Genomic DNA, 15,624 nt, shown 5'->3' with positions numbered 1-15,624 from the left:
CGTCAGGGCTTTGATATAACTGGCTGGCGATGGCGATTCTGCTGCCGCTGTTGTCCCGGCCGTGTATCGCCCTGCCGTGTATTTTTCCGACGCCGCGGGGGCTGGTCTCCCGGCAGACGAAGCTGACCTTCAAAGACGCTGGCTGTGGGGCCCTCCATCATAACAGGGGACCCTTCACCCTGCCATTCGATGACCAGGTGCCCTCCACTGAGCTCGACATCCACACGACTGTCCAGCAAGCCGCGCAGACAACCCGCGACAACGGCCGCACAGGCACCGCTGCCACAGGCCATGGTCTCACCGGAGCCGCGCTCGAATACTCTCAGCCGCACGTGGGTACGATCAACAATCTGCAAAAATCCGATATTGGCGCGAGCCGGGAAGCGGGGATGATTTTCAAGCCGGGGGCCAAGCTCAGCCACCGGTGCGGTGTCGACATTGTCCACCACCAGCACCCCGTGGGGATTACCCATGGATACTGCGCTGAGTTCCACGGTTTCGTCGCCCACTTCCACGGTGTAAACCTCCTTGCGGCGGTCAGCTGCAAAAGGGATGGCGGGCGGATTCAGCTCTGGCACACCCATGTCCACGGTTACCATACCGCCACGACCAACCCTGAGCTCGATCACGCCCTTGGCGGTCTGTACCCGGATCACCTTCTTGTTGGTCAGGCGCTGGTCGCGGACAAAGCGCGCAAAACAGCGGGCGCCATTACCGCACTGTTCCACTTCCGAGCCGTCGCTGTTGAATATCCGGTAACGGAAATCCACGTCGGGCAGTCCCGGTGGCTCTACCACCAACAGTTGGTCGAAGCCGATGCCGAAATGCCGGTCGGCAAGCTCACGGATCATTTCCGGGCGCAGGCGGAACGGCTGGCTGATGGCATCCACCACCATGAAGTCGTTCCCCAGACCGTGCATCTTGGTGAAATTCAACATGGGTCCCTGCCCGCGCCGAGGCTGATTCATACCATCATCCTCACTCATTCCGGCAAACAGCTTTCAGGACCAAGCTGCTCTTCGAGGGTTTCCCGACGGCGCACAACATGCATCTGGTCGCCATCCACCATCAGTTCCGGTGGGCGATTGCGCGTATTGTAGTTGGAGCTCATGACAAAACCATAGGCGCCAGCGGAACGGACCGCCAGCAGATCCCCGGCCTGAAGTCGAAGTTTGCGGTCTTTGCCGAGGAAATCACCGGTTTCGCACACCGGGCCCACCAGATCCCAGGCTTTTTCCTCTCCCTCATTGTGGGGCGTCACCGGTATGATCGACTGCCAGGCACTGTAGAGTGCGGGCCGGATCAGATCATTCATCGCCGCGTCAATGATGGCGAAATTGCGGTGCTGCGTGCACTTGAGGAATTCTACCCGCGTCAACAGAATACCGGCATTGGCCGCAATGGAGCGTCCCGGCTCCAGGATCAGTTCCAGTTTACGGTCGCCGAGACGTTCAGCCAGCGCCGTGACATAGTCCGACGGCTGCGGTGGCTGTTCCCGGTCGTAGGTGACACCCAGGCCGCCACCCATATCCAGGTGCTGAATGACAATGTTCTTGTCCGCCAGGGTATCGATCAGTACCAGCACCCGATCCAGGGCGTCCAGAAAGGGCATTACCGATGTCAACTGGGAACCGATATGGCAATCCACGCCATTTATGACCAGGTTGGGCATGGAAGCAGCCCGCTCGTAAACGCCGGGGGCTTCGCCAATGTCGATGCCAAACTTGTTCTCTTTCAGCCCCGTGGAGATATAGGGGTGCGTACCTGCGTCCACATCGGGATTTACCCGCAGGGAAACAGGCGCCTTCACGCCCAGCTCCCCAGCCACTTCATTGAGCCGGTCCAGCTCGGTATCGGATTCCACATTGAAGCAGCGAACCCCGGCTTCCAGGGCCCGACGCATTTCCCAGCGCTGCTTGCCGACTCCCGAGAAAACAGTTTTTCCCGGATCACCGCCAGCGCGAATCACCCGCTCCAGTTCCCCCGCAGAAACGATATCGAAGCCCGCGCCGAGACGCGCCAGCACATTCAGTACTGCGAGATTACTGTTGGCCTTTACGGCGTAGCAGACCAGATGTGGGCGACCGGCCAGGGCATCGTCATAGGCGTGATAATGACGCTCCAGAGTGGCGCGGGAATACACATAGGCCGGTGTACCGAAACGTTCGGCAATAGTGGCAACCGGCACGTCCTCGGCGTACAACTCGCCGTCACGGTAATTAAAGTGATCCATGTAAATCCTGATTCTGTTGGCGGGGCGCCAGGCCGGGCCTAGCGGTCGCCGGCATCTTCGTTCCGGCCCTGCTCGCTATCGCTGGCCTGTTCAGAGGCCCTGTCGTCATCCGGGGGTATCTCCCGATACAACGGCCCCTTCTGACCACAACCCGCAATAAACCCGACCATCACCAGCATGAACACGATTGTCTGTCCTGGTTTCATGGGTAACTGCCCCTGTTATCTGTATGCATGCAGTATACCTGAGTGGAACCATGCCCGGCGAGACGTCCCAGACACTGATTGGGAGCGTCAGAGATGGCGGTTCAGGGCATTTTCCAGTTGTGACCGGTAATAGAGGTATTGAATCGTCTGAATGTCCTGCTGGTAGACCTGGGGATCCAGATCGTGAGGCAAATGAATGTCGGTCAGATAGACCGGATACGGCTCCGGACTGTGGCGCTGGGAGCGGATATAATGGGCCACCGCCGGAATCAGCCGGTTGCCGTATTCCTGCACGGTGAATTCCTGGTCACCGCAGAAAATATCGAAACGGACCCGGGCGTCGCCTTCCTGAATGCCGATCGCCTGTACTTCAAACCCTGGCAGAGGCACATTGCTGTCGGCATCGGAGCGCCGCTCGGCACACCATTGGCCGTGCCGGAGCGTCATTTCATAGCACTGGATTGCGCCGATATCCGCTACCGCATCCAGTTGCCTCAGCTGACGTCGTTCGGTCAGATTCTCGAGAAACCGCAGCAGTGGCACCAGCAAATAGCGGCGATTGACATAGTCCTGCTGCCAGGAGAATACCGAGCCCAGTTCATCCACCACCCACACCCGGGCCCGGTCACCGCTTACCCGGTAGAATACCTGGATATTGCCCGGTTCGCTGGCGTGGCAGACCGTTCGCAACGGCAGGTCATCCAGCAGGGCATAACGGTCGAACACCACCGGAACATAGGACTCCTGGGGCTTGGCCAGGTAGTCCATCAGCGCTTCATTGCTGTCCAGGGCAACAAATCCCGGCTCGGGCCCGCTGAATCGCAGCACAAAAAACCGGCGGTCCATCTCGATGACATAACGCAGCGGATGCGGCCCCGTGCCACCGGCAAAGTAGTGGCGCATGACATCGGTAAAGAGCTCCCGCACCCTGCGGGCTATTGCGGCGCCGTGGCCCTTGTTATGGCTGTGGACCATGATATCCGGCAACCGCCCCGGCGCTCCTGCCACCGATGCCAGCACATTTTTCAGGCACTGGATGAGGGTGTCGCCAGCCGCATAATGCTGCAGACTGACCTCATGCCAGCTGTTGAAAGTGACCTGGTCGATGGTGTTCACCAGGTTTTCACGGCCGCCGCTGAAGCCCAGCGAATCGTGGCGGGCACTGAGTTTGTGTAGCCCACGCTCGGTCAGGCGGGCCTGCGGGTCCAGACCCACATTGACAAACAGCAGATTACGCAGTGGATACACCCCCCGCGACAGTGCCTCCCGGCTGGCTGGCTCCACAGGAGAGGGCAGAAACCCAGCCAGAGCATCCAGCATTTCCCGCAACTCCGCCACCGACGCCGTGCTGTTGCCAGCCCGCACATTCAGGCGGGTCGATCGGCTCAGCAGGCCGTTGCAGTAGCACCAGACCATCAGCTCGGCCAGGTTTCCGGAACGGCGGATCACCGGTTGCCAGAATGCATCGGAGGGGTCTTCGAGATCCCGATACAACAACCAGCCCTCATGGCCGGCCATTCCGCCCTGCCCGGACTGGTGATGAAAGGCCAGGTTCTCTTCCGCCAGAGAGGGCGCCAGCCCGGGATTGATCTGTTCAATTTTACCCGCCTTGCGCTGGAAGGCGGCATACAGCTTTCGACCCAACAGGTTCATGTCGTTACTGCGGATGGCAGCACGGCTGCCATGCTCCCGGGCCAGCCGGGACAGCAGGCGGTAACTGTGGGTAAGCTCTGCCACCACCGACCGGCGCAGAGTAACCACCTCCTCCGCACGCCAGCGGCTGCGGTTATCCAGATTCTCGATTTCAGCCGCCGACCAGCCCCAGGCATCCACCAGCGTCTGCAACAGGCAGGTTCGCCAGTTGGCAACCAGCTGGGCAGAGCGGGTCAGCGGCAGCCCGGCTTTAAGATAAAGGCTTTGTCGCACCAGTGCCAGACGCTCGGGAGCATCCTCTTCCAGCAGCCACTGCTCCAGACGTTGGTAAAGCAACAGGTAGGGGTCAAGCCGGTCAGGATCGGTTTCTCCGGCATAGACCTCTGCCTTGAAGACCCGGGACAACAGTGGCTGACTGTCATCGCGGGCATAGCATTCGATCAGCAGCAGTTTGAGAATGGACTTCCAGGGTGCATCAATGCCCTTGTACAACTGCCAGACACCGGCGCCAAGAAACTCTTCCTGCGGAATTGACAACGCCGGCCCGAAATCGATGTACTCATCACCGCGGATAAAGCGGCAGTCGATCAGCTGCCGGGCACGCTCGTCATAGCGGACCTCGTCTTCCACCGGCACCAGCCACCACAGCGGATAGCATCCGCCCAGATGTATGCTGGTGCGATAAAACTCGTCCAGAAGAAGAAAATGCTGTGCACTGCCGCAATTTTCGCCAGTGACCTCGGCACGCTGGCGCCCCGCGCGCCAGTCTGCGGCACAAAAAACAAATACGTGTAGCTCCACACCCAGGGTTGCTGCCCAGGCCGCAAGACTCTCCGCCTTGCGCTCAAGACAGTGCACTCCGCGCTCGGACAGGTCCGGGCGATGGCACAACCAGACATCCAGGTCGCTCGCCACCGAGTGGCCCAGCGTACCGGGACTGCCCATCAGAAACAGCGCTTCCAGATCGGGCTTCCGCCGCCCTTCGTTTTTAAGGGAAAACGTGCGCGCCAACCGCCTGGCCGCATTCAGCGTCGGTTCCGTGGGCCGGTAGTGGCTCAGTCCGTAGGGGCAGTCACTGTCGAGGTAACCGGGAAGCGCAGGATGGTTGAGATGAAACACCAGCGGCAGAACTTCCAGCACGGCCTGCTGACGATGGGTCAGCGCAGACCGGGCGCGCTCCCAGCGTTGCTTATTGACAGCCACGAACCGGTCCCGCAGCCGACGCAGCGTTTTCCGGTCGATACCCTCATCGAAATCCAGGGCAATGGGAGCCGCAGGCACCGTCACAGCAAGTGTGCTTTCCTGGCTCGCGCCACGGCAGCGCGAACCTGGGCCGGCGCGGTGCCGCCCAGATGATCCCTGGCCTGCACTGAACCTTCCAGGGTCAGCACATCGAACACGTCCTCGCCGATAACATCGGAGAAACGCTTCAGCTCGTCGGTGGTCATTTCAGACAGATCACGGCCTTCGGCGACACCGAAGGCCACCGCCTTGCCGACGATCTCGTGGGCATCACGGAAGGCTACGCCCTTCTTGACCAGGTAGTCTGCCAGATCGGTCGCGGTTGAAAATCCCCGCTTGGCCGCCACCCGCATATTGTCCGCCCGGGCCTCGATCGCCGGGATCATGTCGGCGTAGGCCCTGAGGCAGCCTTTGACGGTATCGACGGTGTCGAACAGAGGCTCCTTGTCCTCCTGGTTGTCTTTGTTGTAGGCCAGCGGCTGGCTCTTCATCAGGGTCAGCAGGCTGATCAGATGACCGTTCACGCGACCGGTCTTACCACGCACCAGCTCTGGTACGTCCGGGTTTTTCTTCTGCGGCATGATGGATGACCCGGTGCAGAAACGGTCCGGCAGGTCGATAAAATCGAACTGGGCGGAGGTCCATAGCACCAGTTCCTCGCTGAACCGGGAAAGATGGGTCATCAGCAGAGCGGCAAAACTGCAGAACTCAATGGCGAAATCCCGGTCACTGACGGAGTCCAGGGAATTCTCGCTGGGCCGGTCAAAGCCCAGCAGCCTCGCGGTAATGCTGCGATCAATCGGATAGGTTGTACCGGCCAGTGCGGCAGCGCCCAGTGGCATCACATTCACCCGCTTGCGGCAGTCCTGTAGCCGCTCGGCATCCCGCACCAGCATCTCGTACCAGGCCAGCAGATGATGGCCAAATGTGACCGGCTGGGCGGTCTGCAGATGGGTAAACCCCGGCATGATGGTCTCCGCCTCACGCTCTGCCAGATCCAGCAGACCGGTCTGCAGCCGCCTGAGCTCTTCTGCAATGACGTCGATTTCATCACGCAGGTACAGGCGGATATCGGTAGCCACCTGGTCGTTACGGCTGCGACCGGTGTGCAGCTTCTTGCCAGTGATCCCGATGCGGTCGGTCAGCCGCGCCTCGATGTTCATGTGCACATCTTCCAGGCTGACGGACCACTCAAACGTGCCTGCCTCAATGTCTGCCCTGACCGCTTTAAGGCCTGCAATAATGGTGTCACGCTCGTCCATGGTCAGCACGCCCACTTCCGCGAGCATGGTGGCATGGGCAATGGAACCGGTAATGTCGTGGTGGTACAGGCGCTGGTCAAAGCCCACGGATGCGGTGAAGCGTTCCACGAAGGCATCGGTGGGTTCGGTAAATCGACCGCCCCAGGGTTTTTCGGCACTCTTGCTCTGATCTGTCATGGTCTATCTTTCCTGCTGACAGCCCGGCATCATTCTGCGGGAATGGGTAAGTGGAATGTCGCGGGATTATAGCATTCCATAGCACACAGTTGCCCTTCTCTGATTCAGGAACAGGTTCAATGGCAGCAAAACACAACAGGGAACGCCGGGTGCAGATACCTGCAGTGAACGACACCGATTTCTATGTCCCGGACCTGTGCCGGGTGCGGGCCGTCTTCATGCTGGTGGTCACCAGTGAACTGCTGGTCCTGGTGCTATCAATCGTTCAGGCCCAGAGCCACTGGATTGACTGGAACTATTTCGGCTTGCTGTCCCTCTTCGTGCAATGGACAGTTCTTACCAGCGCTGCACTGATCTGCCTGTTGCGGCGCTGGTTGTCCGGCCTGACGGTTCCCCGTGCCACCGCCGTCATCGTCGCCATCGTATTGCTGGATGTGCTGGCCTTCAGCCTGTTCGCCGACAGTGTGCTGCATCCCCGGCCCGGCGTTGAGGCCTGGCAGGGGGTAGCCAAGAAACTGTTACTGGCCCTGCTGATCACACTGATGGTGCTGCGCTATTTCTACCTGCAGTTCCAGTGGCAGCAGCAGCGCGAATCGGAAATGCAGGCACGGCTGACCGCCCTGCAGGCAAGGATCCACCCCCACTTTCTGTTTAACAGCATGAACACCATTGCCAGCCTGATCGCAGTGAACCCGGAGCGGGCCGAAGACGCAGTGCTTGATCTTTCCGAACTGTTCCGCGCCAGTCTGCGAACCGGTGACCGGCTGATCGCACTGGCGGACGAGCTGGACCTGTGCCGGCGCTACCTGGCGATCGAAAAGCTGCGCCTGGAGGACCGGCTGTCCCTGGACTGGCATATCCAGGACGGCCTCGACCAGCAGGCCATTCCGCCGCTGACGCTGCAGCCGCTGGTGGAAAATGCCATCTACCACGGCGTACAGCCGCGCCCGAACGGCGGCACCGTCAAGATCGAGGCCTATCGCAACGGGCCCTCAGTCTACCTGATGGTGCAGAACCCGCGCCCGGCCGCGGAACATGGCGGTCATGACGGCAACCGCATGGCCCTGGCCAACATCCAGTCACGCCTGCATGCCCTTTTTGGGGAACCGGCAGTGCTGAAACACAGCCAACAGAATGATATATATACCGTCACTATCAGGCTGCCCTGGCAAAAAGCCAGTGGCAATGGCAGACCCCTGACAAGGAGCGCGTAAGCAGGTATGGCCGATGCAAACAGCCGCAGCGTACTGATCGCTGATGATGAGCCCCTGGCCCGGGAACGCATCCGCAGGCTGGTGGAAGCACTACCAGCCTACGAGGTTTGCGGTGAAGCCGCCGACGGTGAGGAAGTGCTGACAAAAATTGCGCAACAGGGGCCCGACATCCTGCTGCTGGACATCCGCATGCCCGGCATGGATGGCATGGAAGCCGCCGAGAGAATTGCCGCACTGGAGGCGCCGCCGGCCATTATTTTCTGTACCGCCTATGACCATTACGCCATACAGGCATTCGATGTGCATGCCGTGGCCTACCTGCTCAAGCCGGTCCGCCGCGAAGCGTTGGCGGAAGCGCTGAAGCGCGCTGGCCGTGTCAACCGGGTGCAGCTCCAGGCGCTGGCCGGGCAGGATATCGGCACCCCGGAACAACTCGCCATACGCACCCATCGCGGCACCGAACTGATCGATATCCGCGGAATCCTGTACTGCGAGGCTGACCAGAAATACGTCACTATCCATCACGTCCGCGGCGAGACTGTCACCGATTACACCCTTAAAGAGCTGGAAAATGCCTATCCACAGCATCTGCTGAGGATACACCGCCATACACTGGTAGGCGTGCGATTTATCCAGGCCCTGCTGAGAAACGGTGACGGCCAGAACGCAATCGACCTGACGGACAACCACGGCCGACTGCCGGTAAGCCGGAGGCATACCGCTTCTGTGCGGCAGTGGCTGAAGCAACAGCGCCCCGGGTAAGTCACCAACCTTGGCGGGGAGGGGACATTTGGCTCCACAAATGCCCCCACAAAGGGTACCCTTGGCGTACCATTTTTCAGATCCGGCAACGAGTACCATGGCAAAACGAACCCTTCGCATTGCAACCCGCAGCAGCGCACTGGCGCTGTGGCAGGCGGAATTCATCAAATCCGAACTGGAACGGCTTCATGACAACGTTGAGGTCGAACTGGTCAAAATCAAAACCCAGGGCGACAAGATCCTTGATGTACCCCTGGCCAAGATTGGCGGCAAGGGCCTGTTCGTCAAGGAACTGGAAGAAGCCATGCTGGCAGGCAGTGCAGATCTGGCCGTGCACTCCATGAAGGACGTCCCCATGGAGTTTCCAGAAGGGCTCGGGCTGGTGGCCATCTGCGAGCGCGAAGATCCCACCGATGCTTTCGTCAGCAACGATTTTGAAAACGTGGACGCCCTGCCCCATGGTGCCGTCGTGGGTACCGCCAGCCTGCGCCGCGAGGCCCAGCTTCGTGCCTATCGGCCGGACCTGGAAATCCGCACCCTGCGGGGCAATGTCAACACCCGCCTGGCGAAGCTGGATGCGGGCGACTATAACGCCATCGTGCTGGCCAGCTCCGGGCTCAAGCGCCTGGGCTTTCATGACCGCATCCGCTATTGCCTGCCGGACAGCGTCTCGCTGCCCGCCGTTGGCCAGGGCGCACTGGGCATCGAGTGCCGGCTGGACGACGCCGAGCTGATCAGCATGCTGGAGCCCCTGGACCACCGGGACAGCTCCGACCGTGTAAAGGCGGAGCGGGCATTGAACCGCCGCCTGCAGGGCGGCTGCCAGGTGCCGATCGCCGCGTACGCGCTGCTGGAAGATGATGATACGCTCTGGCTGCGCGGCCTTGTTGGTGCCGTGGACGGCACCCAGGTGTTCCGGGTAGAGGGCCGTGCACCCCGCAGCGAAGGCGAGCGCCTGGGTCGCGAACTGGCAGAGGACCTGCTCGCCCTGGGTGCAGACAAGGTGCTGGCTGAAATCTATGGCCACACTCCGACCTGACCCGCTGCCGCTCGAGGGCCGGCGGATCCTGATCTGCCGGCCACAACCCGAAGCCGACCGCCTGGCCACCGTGTTTTGTGACGCCGGTGCGGACGCGCGGGTGCTGCCTCTTATTACCCGGGAACCTCTTCCGGAAAATCCCGTTGCCCGCACACTCGTTCTCAATCTGGACGAGTTTGCCCATGTGATTGCCGTCAGCCCCTATGCCGCCCGCCTGTTGCTGGAATGGCTGGACACCTGGTGGCCACAGACGCCTGCAGGCATCCGGTGGTACGGCGTTGGCGCCGGAACCGCTGCGGTACTCGCCAGCCATGGCCTGAACACACAACAGCCGCAAACCGGTCATACCAGCGAAGATTTGCTACAGTTGCCGGAACTGGCCAATCCCGACTATGAAAAGGTGCTGGTGGTGCGGGGACAGGAAGGCCGCGAGCTTATCCCGCAAACTCTGGAGAAACGGGGGGCACGGGTCACCGTATTGCCGCTTTATCGCCGATACTGCCCCGACTATGATGAAGCCACACTGAAAGCGATGCTCAACGACTTTTCTCCCGAGGCCATCGTCACACTGTCGGGAGAAACATTGAACAATCTCATCGCACTAAGTGAAAATACCGGCCATAATCTTGAAGATACTTTGCTGGTTGTCCCTGTTGAGCGGATCGCCGAACAAGCACGTCTGGCCGGCCTTCGGCGAACGTGTATACCAGGAAGCCTTGCCGATAGCACGATTGTGGCTGCAGTTGCCGAGCAACTTGCCAGCCTGGACGGAGGCTCCGGAAACACCAAGTAAGGATGCCCGTGACAGAATCAAAAGCACAACTGCCCGCCCCGATTGAAAAGCAAAAACAAACACGGCAGCGGCTGTGGCCCCTCTGGATCCTCACCCTGCTGGCCCTTGCCCTGGTGATCGCACTGGCGCTGTGGAGCTGGCAGCATTGGAATAACTACCAGACCCTGCAGCAATCCATCGCCAGCCTGGAAAATGACACTCGGCAGCTGGACCGCATGTACGGCCAGACCGACAACGAACAGAGCCAGCGACTGCAGACCCTGGAAGACAGGCTGTCGGAGCAGCGTGAGCTCATTGCCACCCAGCAACGCCAGATTGATCACAATGCCCGCGAACTGCTGGAAGCCGGCAACCGCACCCGCACCGACTGGCTGCTGGCGGAAGCCGAATACCTGCTGCGGATCGCCAACCAGCGTCTGATGATTGAAAAGGATATCCGTGGCGCACTGGCGGCACTGGAATCGGCTGACGAGGTGTTGGCAGAGTCCGACGACATCGGCGTTTACCCGGTACGCCAGCAACTGGCAAAAGAAATACTCGCGCTCAAGGGTCTGGCCGAGGTCGACAGAACCGGTCTCTACCTGAAGCTGGAGGCGGCGATTGACAGCATTCACCAGCTAACTGACAGCGCCCTTGTCCATGATCGTGCACCCGGGTTTATCACCGGCAGCGGCAGCCAGGACAATGCCAATGCCGAACAGGGGCTGGTTGCCGAAGCCTGGCAGGAGGTCAAGCAGACACTGTCACAGGTGGTCGTGGTCCGCAGGCTGGATGAGCCGGTCAAACCCCTGCTGTCCCCCGAACAGAGCGCCTACGCGAGGCTCAACCTCCAGCTAATGCTGGAAGAGGCCGAACTGGCGGTGCTACGAGGCAATCAGGAGCTGTATTCCCGGGCCCTCACCAAAGCCAGCAACGCCATCAACAACTGGTATGACAGCAGCAATGACCGCATCATCGCCCTCTCCAGAACCCTGGAAGAGCTGTCGGAAAAGAATGTTGACCCGGAATTGCCGGACATCAGCCGATCACTGGAACTGCTCAAGTCCCGCCTGGCAGGACGGCTGGACAGCAGTGCGGATGATGAGGGTGGTGAGAGCAGTGAACGCGGCGAGGGAAATACCCGGGAAACCGGTAACGACGGCGAACAGGGAGATGCCTCATGATCCGCATTTTGCTGATCATCCTCATCGCCCTGGCGCTGGGCACCGCCCTTGCCATGGGGCTGCAATACGACCTCGGCTACATCCGTATCAGCCTGGGCAACTACCTGGTTGAAACCAATTTCTGGATCGGCCTGGCCCTGCTGGTGTTGCTGGTCGTGGGCTCCGTGATGGCCCTCAATCTGTTTCGCCGTCTGCGCCACGGTACCGGCATGGTCGCCGGCTGGATCGCGCGTAGCAGCGAACGCCGCGCCCGCCGCCGCACCACCCAGGGCCTGCTGGCCCTGGCAGAGGGCAACTGGCCGCGGGCGCGCAAGCTGCTCACATCATCGGCGGAGCACGCCGACACCCCGCTCATCAACTATCTGGCTGCCGCCCAGGCCTCGTTTGAAACCGGCGATCACGAAGCCGTGGACGAACTGCTGCGCAAGGCCTTTGAAAGCACCCCCGGCTCCGACATGGCCGTAGGTATTACCCAGGCCCAACTGCAACTGGCCGGCAACCGTCTGGAGCAGGCCCTGGCGACACTGTTGCGGCTGCGTAAGCAGGCCCCCCATCACCCGTTCGTGCTCAAGCTGCTGAAGAACACCTACGTTCGCCTGGAAGACTGGCGGGAACTCTCCCGGCTGTTGCCGGAGATCCGCAAACGCAACCTGATGGAGGGTGAGGAGCTGGCTGAGCTGGAGCGGTTGGTATGGCACAACCTGCTGCAGAATGCCGCCGAGGAATGCCGGCGCCAGTCCGACGACCACTCTGTCTCCCTGGAGCCACTGACGCGGCTATGGGACGAACTACCCGGATTCCTGCGCCGTGACGAACACACCATCCGCGAATATGCCCGTCTGCTGGCTCGACTGGGAGATGAAGCACAGGCCGAAACACTTTTGAGGAAAGTGTTACGCAATCACTGGGGTGATGACCTGATCAACCTGTACGGTCGGGTGAAAGGCCAGAAACCGGACGAGCAGTTGCTGATCGCCGAACAGTGGCTCAAAGACCGGCCCAACAACCCGGAACTGTTGCTGGCCCTGGGCCGCCTGAGCCTGCGCAACGAACTCTGGGGCAAAGCCCGGGAATACTTCGAAACAAGCCTTCGATTACGCCGCAGCCGCGAAACAATGGCGGAGCTTGGCCGCCTCAATGCCCATATGGGTGAAAGGGAGAACAGTGTGAAGCTGTTGATGCAGGGGCTGGCCAGGGATAGCGGGTTGCCGGACTTGCCGATGCCGAAGGCTTGATTGGGTCGTCCTGGGTTGTCGGATTACGGCTTCGCCAAAACCGACCTACGCGGGCCCTCCCGCCATGCTGCATGTAGGTCGGATTAGGCGAAGCCGTAATCCGACAACCGTAACACCAATCCGGTCATTCCCTGGGTGCATACTCCAGCACGTCAGAGAAAAACGCCTGCTGCGGCAGGCCGGCCTCCAACAATGCATCCATCAAGGTATAAACCATCGCTGGCGAGCCGCTGGCGTGCACTTCCACGTTGTTCCAGTCCATACCTGAAGCCAGGACTACCCGCACCAGCTGATCATGATGCCCGCTCCAGTCGTTGTCTTCATCATCTCCCACAACCGGCAGAAAGGTAAGCGGTGGCCACTCATCCTGCCACTTCTGCGCGAGGGAACGGAGATACATATCTTCGTGACGACGAACCCCCCAGTAAAGCTTCACCGGCTTGTCGTAAGAGGTTTCACGCAGGTAATCCACCAGGCTCTTCATCTGGGCGAAACCAGTTCCGGCCGCCACCAGCAGCAAAGGTTTTTCCGGTATCGAGGCCAGGCAGGCGCGGCCGTGTGGCAATTCAACGGTGACTTCTCCTCCGGAGGTAAGCGCGTCGATCACTTTCTGGGCAGAAACCCATTCCGGCGTCGCCTGGATGTGCAACTCGATCAGCTCTTGTGACGGGCTACTGGCGATGGAAAAGTAGCATGGATCTGTATCCGGCAGGTTCACCGACAGATACTGGCCGGCATGGAACGACAGTTCCCGGCGACGGGGCAGTTGCAGTTCCACACGGTATACATCGTGGCTGATGGAACGGACGTCCACCACCCTTGCCTGGAACTTGCGGGGCTGGTTGTCTCCGGCTGCCATAACGGCGTCTATCTCCAGTTCTAGGTCGCTGAGCGCGAGGGTGCGACACATCATCAGGCGCCCGGCGAGCGGAATTGTATGTTGATTACGGGTATTCAGGGCCGCGCCACTGACCAGGCGGGCCTCACAGAGTTCACACACACCGTTGCGGCAGGCAGCTGGAACCGCAATGCCCGCCTCAGCGGCGGCGGCCAGAAGCGTAACACCGACCGCGGTGTCAAACGATAATGCAGCCGGTAGCAGCCTGATACGAAACAAATCACTGGCCATATCAGTCGGGGCGGTCGGGTGAAACTTCAATCCCCAGGCTGTCCCAGATGTCATCGACACGCTTTTTGACACCATCGGACATGGTGATGGGCGTGCCCCATTCGCGATCGGTTTCCCCCGGCCACTTGCTGGTGGCGTCCATGCCCATCTTCGAGCCCAGCCCGGAGACCGGCGACGCAAAATCCAGGTAATCGATGGGGGTATTCTCCACCAGCATCGTGTCGCGGGCCGGATCCATGCGTGTAGTCATGGCCCAGATCACGTCTTTCCAGTCCCGCGCGTTCACATCATCGTCGGTGACAATGACGAACTTGGTGTACATGAACTGCCTCAGGAACGACCATACACCCATCATCACCCGTTTGGCATGGCCCGGATACTGCTTTTTCATCGTCACAACGGCAAGACGGTAGGAACACCCCTCCGGTGGCAGATAGAAATCCACGATCTCGGGAAACTGCTTCTGCAGGATGGGAATAAACACTTCATTCAACGCCACCCCGAGAATCGCCGGCTCATCGGGCGGGCGGCCGGTGTAGGTACTGTGATAAATCGGGTCCTTGCGGTGCGTCATCCGCTCCACGGTAAACACCGGGAACTGATCCACTTCGTTGTAATAGCCGGTATGATCCCCGAACGGACCTTCGGGCGCCATATCATCGGGATAGATAAAGCCTTCCAGCACAATCTCGGCACTGGCCGGCACCTGCAGATCACTGAGGCCGCACTGCACCAGTTCGGTACGACCACCCCGCAACAGGCCGGCAAAGGCATACTCGGAGAGGCTGTCCGGCACCGGCGTCACAGCCCCGAGAATGGTCGCGGGATCCGCCCCCAGAGCGACGGCTACGGGGTAGGGTTTGCCGGGATTGGCCTTCTGGAATTCCAGGAAGTCGAGCGCCCCACCACGATGACTGAGCCAGCGCATGATCAGCCGGTTGCGACCTATGACCTGCTGGCGATAGATGCCCAGGTTCTGGCGCTCCTTGTTCGGCCCGCGGGTAATCACCAACGGCCAGGTCACCAGTGGTCCTGCATCCCCGGGCCAGCAGTGCTGCACCGGTATCTGGTACAGATCCACCTGGTCTTTTTCAATCACCACATCCTGACAGGGCGCGGAACGGAGCACCTTCGGGCTCATGCGCATCACCTGCCGGAACAGCGGCAGTTTTTCGATGGCGTCCCTGAAGCCCTTGGGGGGGTCGGGCTCCTTCAAAAAGGCAAGCAGCTTGCCGATGTCCCGCAGTGCAGTCACGTCGTCCTGCCCCATGCCCATAGCGACACGCCTGGGAGTGCCAAACAGGTTGGCCAGCACCGGCATGTCGTAACCTTTGGGATTCTCGAACAACAACGCGGGGCCACCTGCCCGCAGCGTGCGGTCGCAGATTTCGGTCATTTCCAGGTGGGGATCAACTTCTACTGAAATCCGCTTCAGCTCACCGAGCTTTTCAAGCTGGTCAATGAAGTCTCTCAGGTCGTTGTATTTCATCGGCCGCTCCGGTTTGAACTTGGGTGC

13 protein-coding genes are annotated in these 15,624 nt (G+C 60.4%); 6 read left to right on the top strand and 7 right to left on the bottom strand.

The features are described 5' to 3' along the window. Window positions 1-2: 2 nt before the first annotated feature. The 5 genes from dapF to argH all read right to left on the bottom strand — a co-directional run bounded on the left by dapF (window position 3) and on the right by argH (window position 6,773). Window positions 3-968: a diaminopimelate epimerase gene (dapF, locus tag DIT72_RS07785; protein WP_135954585.1), complete on the bottom strand. Its 966-nt coding sequence runs from the start codon at window positions 966-968 to the stop codon at window positions 3-5. A 14-nt stretch (window positions 969-982) separates the two neighbouring features. Then, entirely contained in the window at window positions 983-2,233 is a 1,251-nt protein-coding gene (gene lysA / locus DIT72_RS07780; protein WP_135954584.1) for a diaminopimelate decarboxylase, read from the bottom strand. A 38-nt stretch (window positions 2,234-2,271) separates the two neighbouring features. Further along, window positions 2,272-2,439 carry an LPS translocon maturation chaperone LptM gene (lptM, locus tag DIT72_RS07775; protein ID WP_135954583.1) on the bottom strand — a complete coding sequence of 56 codons (168 nt, stop codon included), beginning with the start codon at window positions 2,437-2,439 and terminating at the stop codon, window positions 2,272-2,274. Between the two features lie 87 nt (window positions 2,440-2,526). Next, window positions 2,527-5,379, bottom strand: a complete 2,853-nt coding sequence (locus DIT72_RS07770) for a class I adenylate cyclase (RefSeq protein WP_135954582.1) — start codon at window positions 5,377-5,379, stop codon at window positions 2,527-2,529. After that, window positions 5,376-6,773 (bottom strand): argininosuccinate lyase, encoded by a 1,398-nt coding sequence (argH, locus tag DIT72_RS07765; RefSeq protein WP_135954581.1) that lies wholly within the window; start codon window positions 6,771-6,773, stop codon window positions 5,376-5,378. Before argH ends, DIT72_RS07770 begins: the two co-directional genes overlap by 4 nt. Before the next feature lie 119 nt (window positions 6,774-6,892). Here argH and DIT72_RS07760 point away from each other — a divergent pair, with 119 nt between their 5' ends. The 6 genes from DIT72_RS07760 to DIT72_RS07735 all read left to right on the top strand — a co-directional run bounded on the left by DIT72_RS07760 (window position 6,893) and on the right by DIT72_RS07735 (window position 12,979). Continuing rightward, the gene (locus DIT72_RS07760) at window positions 6,893-7,987 is read left to right on the top strand and encodes a sensor histidine kinase (protein WP_169449988.1); all 1,095 of its coding nucleotides are present in this window, start codon (window positions 6,893-6,895) and stop codon (window positions 7,985-7,987) included. Between the two features lie 6 nt (window positions 7,988-7,993). Continuing rightward, window positions 7,994-8,749 (top strand): LytR/AlgR family response regulator transcription factor, encoded by a 756-nt coding sequence (locus tag DIT72_RS07755; RefSeq protein WP_135954580.1) that lies wholly within the window; start codon window positions 7,994-7,996, stop codon window positions 8,747-8,749. Between the two features lie 97 nt (window positions 8,750-8,846). Further along, on the top strand, window positions 8,847-9,788 hold the full coding sequence (gene hemC / locus DIT72_RS07750) for a hydroxymethylbilane synthase (protein WP_135954579.1): 942 nt from the start codon (window positions 8,847-8,849) through the stop codon (window positions 9,786-9,788). Then, window positions 9,769-10,581, top strand: coding sequence for a uroporphyrinogen-III synthase (locus DIT72_RS07745; protein ID WP_135954578.1), 813 nt, complete (start codon window positions 9,769-9,771; stop codon window positions 10,579-10,581). The genes hemC and DIT72_RS07745 overlap by 20 nt, the downstream gene beginning before the upstream one ends. Before the next feature lie 2 nt (window positions 10,582-10,583). Continuing rightward, window positions 10,584-11,744 carry a uroporphyrinogen-III C-methyltransferase gene (locus DIT72_RS07740; RefSeq protein ID WP_135954577.1) on the top strand — a complete coding sequence of 387 codons (1,161 nt, stop codon included), beginning with the start codon at window positions 10,584-10,586 and terminating at the stop codon, window positions 11,742-11,744. Continuing rightward, the gene (locus tag DIT72_RS07735) at window positions 11,741-12,979 is read left to right on the top strand and encodes a heme biosynthesis HemY N-terminal domain-containing protein (RefSeq protein WP_135954576.1); all 1,239 of its coding nucleotides are present in this window, start codon (window positions 11,741-11,743) and stop codon (window positions 12,977-12,979) included. Before DIT72_RS07740 ends, DIT72_RS07735 begins: the two co-directional genes overlap by 4 nt. A 124-nt stretch (window positions 12,980-13,103) precedes the next feature. Here DIT72_RS07735 and DIT72_RS07730 read toward each other — a convergent pair whose 3' ends face one another. Then, window positions 13,104-14,108 carry a 2Fe-2S iron-sulfur cluster-binding protein gene (locus tag DIT72_RS07730; protein ID WP_169450000.1) on the bottom strand — a complete coding sequence of 335 codons (1,005 nt, stop codon included), beginning with the start codon at window positions 14,106-14,108 and terminating at the stop codon, window positions 13,104-13,106. Window position 14,109: 1 nt separating this feature from the next. Next, entirely contained in the window at window positions 14,110-15,597 is a 1,488-nt protein-coding gene (gene ubiD / locus DIT72_RS07725; RefSeq protein ID WP_135954575.1) for a 4-hydroxy-3-polyprenylbenzoate decarboxylase, read from the bottom strand. Between the last annotated feature and the right edge of the window lie 27 nt (window positions 15,598-15,624).

This window comes from Marinobacter orientalis (assembly GCF_004792665.1).
Classification (GTDB): Bacteria; Pseudomonadota; Gammaproteobacteria; order Pseudomonadales; family Oleiphilaceae; genus Marinobacter; species Marinobacter orientalis.
This window is presented reverse-complemented; position numbering and strand designations above follow the sequence as displayed.

What these genes read in the sequence shown, in the direction of transcription:
- ubiD (WP_135954575.1), bottom strand. Translation starts at nt 15,597, where the DNA reads ATGAAATACAACGACCTGAGAGACTTCATTGACCAGCTTGAAAAGCTC.
- DIT72_RS07760 (WP_169449988.1), top strand. Translation starts at nt 6,893, where the DNA reads ATGGCAGCAAAACACAACAGGGAACGCCGGGTGCAGATACCTGCAGTG.
- lptM (WP_135954583.1), bottom strand. Translation starts at nt 2,439, where the DNA reads ATGAAACCAGGACAGACAATCGTGTTCATGCTGGTGATGGTCGGGTTT.
- argH (WP_135954581.1), bottom strand. Translation starts at nt 6,773, where the DNA reads ATGACAGATCAGAGCAAGAGTGCCGAAAAACCCTGGGGCGGTCGATTT.
- DIT72_RS07740 (WP_135954577.1), top strand. Translation starts at nt 10,584, where the DNA reads ATGCCCGTGACAGAATCAAAAGCACAACTGCCCGCCCCGATTGAAAAG.
- dapF (WP_135954585.1), bottom strand. Translation starts at nt 968, where the DNA reads ATGAATCAGCCTCGGCGCGGGCAGGGACCCATGTTGAATTTCACCAAG.
- hemC (WP_135954579.1), top strand. Translation starts at nt 8,847, where the DNA reads ATGGCAAAACGAACCCTTCGCATTGCAACCCGCAGCAGCGCACTGGCG.
- DIT72_RS07730 (WP_169450000.1), bottom strand. Translation starts at nt 14,108, where the DNA reads ATGGCCAGTGATTTGTTTCGTATCAGGCTGCTACCGGCTGCATTATCG.
- lysA (WP_135954584.1), bottom strand. Translation starts at nt 2,233, where the DNA reads ATGGATCACTTTAATTACCGTGACGGCGAGTTGTACGCCGAGGACGTG.
- DIT72_RS07735 (WP_135954576.1), top strand. Translation starts at nt 11,741, where the DNA reads ATGATCCGCATTTTGCTGATCATCCTCATCGCCCTGGCGCTGGGCACC.
- DIT72_RS07755 (WP_135954580.1), top strand. Translation starts at nt 7,994, where the DNA reads ATGGCCGATGCAAACAGCCGCAGCGTACTGATCGCTGATGATGAGCCC.
- DIT72_RS07745 (WP_135954578.1), top strand. Translation starts at nt 9,769, where the DNA reads ATGGCCACACTCCGACCTGACCCGCTGCCGCTCGAGGGCCGGCGGATC.